General features: G+C 64.3%; 2 protein-coding genes. One reads left to right on the forward strand and one right to left on the reverse strand.

Annotation, left to right across the window (positions count from 1 at the left end):
* On the reverse strand, positions 1–336 hold a 336-nt coding region (locus AB4Z11_RS25480; RefSeq protein ID WP_442028580.1), incomplete at its 3' end, for an NAD(P)H-hydrate epimerase.
* Between the two features lie 87 nt (positions 337–423).
* On the opposite strand from AB4Z11_RS25480, the gene AB4Z11_RS25485 reads away from it, so the two are divergent.
* Positions 424–4,035 (forward strand): hydantoinase B/oxoprolinase family protein, encoded by a 3,612-nt coding sequence (locus AB4Z11_RS25485; RefSeq protein WP_442028581.1) that lies wholly within the window; start codon positions 424–426, stop codon positions 4,033–4,035.
* Positions 4,036–4,037: the final 2 nt, after the last annotated feature.

A 4,037-nucleotide genomic window follows, 5' to 3' on the forward strand; every position in this document is an offset into this window, starting at 1 on the left:
GTCGAGGGCATGGCGGCGCTCGGCGGAAGGCTCGCCGCCTGGGTCGAGGGCATGGCGGCGCTCGGCGGAAGGCTCGCCGCCTGGCTCAAAGTGGAGCAGGGTGACCTGCGCGCCCGCATGGGCCAGATGGGCGGCGGCTTCCAGCGCGTCGCCGCCGTTATTGCCGGGACCTGCCAGGGCCAGCACTCTTGCCTTGGCGATCGTGAAGGGCAGCAGGTCCAGGGCCTCGTTGGCGCTTGCCTGGCCCGCGCGCTGCATCAATGCACCCTCTGGCAGCCGCTGCGCTGCGGTGCGCTCGATGTCGCGGATTTCGGCAACGGTGTAGAGAGGGGTCATGGCAACAATTCTAGCACCGAAATTCCGCTGCTCAAGAGCAGCCCGCCGCACTACAATAGGCGCTTCACGACGCATACGGGGCAGGCAATGGACTGGCAATTCTGGATCGACAGGGGCGGTACTTTCACGGATATCGTTGCGCGTATGCCGGACGGCAAACTGCGAACGCACAAGCTGCTGTCCGAAAGCCCCGAGCATTACCGTGACGCGGCCATTGCCGGCATCCGCCATCTGATGGGCGTTGCGGCTGGTGGAGCAATCCCGGTCGAGCGGGTCGAAGCGGTGAAAATGGGCACGACCGTGGCCACCAACGCGCTGCTGGAGCGCAAGGGCGAGCCGGCCGCTCTGGCCATCACGCGCGGCTTCCGCGATGCACTGCGCATCGCGTACCAGAACCGTCCACGCCTGTTTGACCGCCATATCGTGCTGCCCGAACTGCTGTACCAGTGCGTGGTCGAAATCGACGAGCGCATCGGCGCACATGGCGATGTCGTTACGCCGCTGGATAGTGCCGCGGCGCGCGCCGGCCTGCAGGCCGCCTACGACAAGGGACTGCGCTCGCTGGCCATCGTTTTCATGCACGGCTACCGTTACACGGCGCACGAAGAAACGGTAGCGCAGATTGCGCGTGAAATCGGCTTTACGCAAATCTCCGTCTCGCACCACGTCAGCCCGATGATGAAGCTGGTGGCACGTGGCGATACGACGGTCGTTGACGCCTATCTGTCGCCCATCCTGCGCCGCTACGTGGACCAGGTAGCCTCCGACCTGCCGGGCGTGAACCTGCAATTCATGCAGTCGAACGGCGGTTTGACCGACGCACGCGCCTTCCAGGGCAAGGACTCGATTCTGAGTGGCCCCGCAGGCGGTATTGTCGGCATGGTGCGCGCCAGCCGCGCGGCGGGCTTCGAAAAGGTAATCGGCTTCGATATGGGGGGCACGTCAACCGATGTGTCGCACTTCTCCGGCGAATTCGAGCGCGTGTTCGAGACGCAGGTCGCCGGCGTGCGCATGCGCGCGCCCATGATGAGCATTCATACCGTGGCGGCGGGCGGCGGCTCCATTTTGCACTTCGACGGCAGCCGCTTCCGCGTCGGTCCGGATAGCGCCGGCGCTGATCCCGGCCCGGCCAGCTACCGCCGCGGCGGCCCGCTGGCGGTCACGGACTGCAACGTCATGCTGGGCAAAATCCAGCCCGAGAATTTCCCCAAACTGTTTGGCGCGAAGGGCGACCAGCCGCTGGACGCGGAAACTGTGCGCGATCAATTCGCTGCCATGGCTCGCGAAATCGAGGCTGCAACCGGCGCCCCGTCCTCGCCGGAGCAGGTGGCTGAGGGCTTCATCGAGATCGCGGTCGGTAATATGGCCAACGCAATCAAGCAGATTTCCGTGCAGCGCGGCCACGACGTCACCGAATACGCGTTGACCAGCTTTGGTGGTGCGGGCGGCCAGCATGCCTGCCTGGTGGCTGATGCTCTGGGCATGAAAACAGTATTCATCCATTCACTGGCGGGCGTGCTGTCGGCGTACGGCATGGGACTGGCCGATCAGACCGTGATGCGGGAGTCGGCGGTTGAAATGAAACTCGGTGGCGATGCGCACGCCGCGCTGGAAGGCCGCCTCGATGCGCTGGCCGAGCTGGCGCGCACCGATCTGGTGGCGCAGGCTGTCGCCCCCGCGCGTATCGACGTGGTACGCCGCGTGCACTTGCGCTATGAAGGCACGGATTCCGCGCTGATCGTGCTGTTTGGCAGCGAGGCGGAGATGAAGGCGCAGTTTGAGGCTGCCTATCGCAAGCGTTTCTCCTTCCTGATGCCGCACAAGGCGCTGATCGTGGAAGCGGCGTCGGTGGAAGCCATCGGCAAATCCGACGCGCCAGCCGAAGCGCCGCCGCAAGCCGCACCGCGCCATGCGCCACTGGCGCCGCAGCGCGTGGTGCAGATGTACAGCGCCGGCCAATGGCGCGATACAGGCCTGTTCCTGCGCGAGTCCACCCGCATTGGCGACATCATCAAAGGCCCTGCCATCATTGCGGAAGCCAATGCGACGACCATCGTGGAGCCAGGCTGGCAGGCCGAGGTCACGCCGCAAGACCATCTGGTGCTGACTCGCATCGAAGCGCTGCCGCAGCGCCGGGCGATCGGCACCACGGCCGATCCGGTCATGCTGGAGATCTTCAACAACCTGTTCATGTCCATCGCCGAGCAGATGGGGCTGCGCCTGCAGAACACGGCCTACTCGGTGAACATCAAGGAGCGCCTGGACTTCAGTTGCGCCATCTTCGATGCCGACGGCAATCTGATTGCCAATGCGCCGCACATGCCGGTGCACCTCGGCTCCATGGGCGAAAGCATCAAGACGGTGATGCGCGAGAACGCGGGCAAGATGCGCGCGGGCGACGTGTACATGCTGAACGACCCTTACAACGGCGGCACCCACTTGCCGGATGTCACCGTCATCACGCCGGTCTTCGATGAGGCGGACGAGAAGATCCTGTTCTACGTTGGCTCGCGTGGCCACCATGCGGACATTGGCGGCACCACGCCCGGTTCGATGCCGCCGGATTCGCGCCTTATCGAAGAAGAGGGCGTCCTGATTAATAATTTCAAGCTGGTGGACGGTGCATCCGGCGGCCAGTTGCGCGATGCCGAAGCGCGTGCGCTGCTGGCAGGCGCCAAATACCCTGCGCGCAATCCGGACCAGAATATGGCCGACTTCCGTGCGCAGGTGGCGGCGAACCAGAAAGGTGTGGAAGAACTGCGCAAGATGGTGGCCCACTTCGGCCTGGACGTGGTGCAGGCTTATATGCGCCATGTGCAGGATAACGCCGAAGAAGCCGTGCGCCGCGTGATCAGCGCGCTGCGCGATGGCCACTTTGTGCTCGACCTCGACAACGGCGCGCGCATCGAAGTCGCTGTCCGTGTGAATCAGGCGGAGCGCAGCGCGGAAATCGACTTTAACGGCACTTCGGGCCAGCTGGATAACAATTTCAACGCGCCGTCTGCGGTTTGCATGGCGGCCGTGCTGTATGTGTTCCGGACGCTGGTGGACGATGAGATTCCGCTTAATGCGGGCTGTCTGAAGCCTTTGCACGTGGTCATCCCGCCGGGCTCGATGCTGAATCCGCACTATCCTGCGTCGGTAGTGTCGGGCAATGTGGAGACGTCGACCTGCATCACCAATGCGCTGTACGGCGCACTGGGCGTGCAGGGCGCTTCGCAGGGCACGATGAACAACTTCACCTTCGGGAATGCGAAGTATCAGTATTACGAGACGATCAGCGGCGGTTCGGGCGCAGGCGACGGCTTCAATGGCACGGACGTGGTACAGACTAATATGACCAACTCGCGCCTGACCGATCCTGAGATTCTGGAATTCCGCTTCCCGGTGCGGCTGGAAAGCTACGAGATTCGCAGGGATTCGGGCGGCAAGGGGCAGTGGCACGGCGGCAGTGGCGGCGTGCGCAAGGTGCGCTTCCTGGAGGAGATGACGGCGGCCATTCTGTCGAATAACCGCGTGCATGCGCCGTTTGGCATGGCGGGCGGCGAGCCCGGGGCGCTGGGCCGTAATACGGTGCAGCGCGTGGATGGCAGCACGGAGCAGTTGGGGCACATCGGCAAGACCGCGATGCGGCCCGGTGACGTGTTTGTAATCGAAACGCCGGGCGGCGGCGGATATGGCGCTCCCGCGGATCATTGAGT

Origin of the sequence: Pseudoduganella sp. RAF53_2 (genome assembly GCF_052113985.1) — a bacterium.
Classification (GTDB): Bacteria; Pseudomonadota; Gammaproteobacteria; order Burkholderiales; family Burkholderiaceae_D; genus Rugamonas.

Excerpts from the sequence above, each read along its gene's own strand:
- AB4Z11_RS25485 (WP_442028581.1), top strand. The coding sequence starts at position 424 with ATGGACTGGCAATTCTGGATCGACAGGGGCGGTACTTTCACGGATATC.